Consider the following 551-nt stretch of genomic DNA (forward strand, 5'->3'; position numbering starts at 1 on the left):
GCCGTAGCCCAATGACAGCGTGGCATTCTTGTTCACCGCCACTTCCGCACTGGCCTTCAGCACCGCACCGTCACGCGAGGCCGACACGCTGTTCACCACAAACGGAGAATTGCCGCCGTTGAAGCGCAACCCGGTACCACGATCCAGATCGCCGTACTGATGCTGCCAGCCCAGTTCGCTGCGCAGCGCCACGGTGGTGGTTTTGCTCGCCTGCCACTCGGTATCCGCACGCAGCCCCAGCGTCGATACGGTGGCGTCGGTGTGCTGTTTGTCGCCGTGTAGCACCGCAGCCCCGCCGTCTTCCGCGATACCGTTGTTCTGGAAGTTGATGTACGCCAGGTTGGCGAACGGCTCCAGATTGGCCCAACCGGCCTTCACGCTGTAACCCGCTTCGGCAAACACCTGCTCGGTGCGCGCACTGTATTTCGCGGTTTCCCGATCTGACTGCATGCCGTAATTGACCGAACGTGACGTATCGAAGCGGTGCCAGGTGTAGCCACCACCGGCACGCAGCGCCAGTTCACCGAACTGTTTGCCGCCGTACACCGCCA

1 protein-coding gene is annotated in these 551 nt (G+C 62.4%); it reads right to left on the reverse strand.

Translation table 11 applies throughout. The features are described from left to right. A partial coding sequence (locus SGR01S_RS23515; protein WP_156479099.1) for an autotransporter outer membrane beta-barrel domain-containing protein occupies positions 1-551 on the reverse strand: 551 nt, incomplete at both ends.

This window comes from Serratia grimesii NBRC 13537, assembly GCF_001590905.1.
In the GTDB taxonomy this organism is placed as follows: Bacteria; Pseudomonadota; Gammaproteobacteria; order Enterobacterales; family Enterobacteriaceae; genus Serratia; species Serratia grimesii.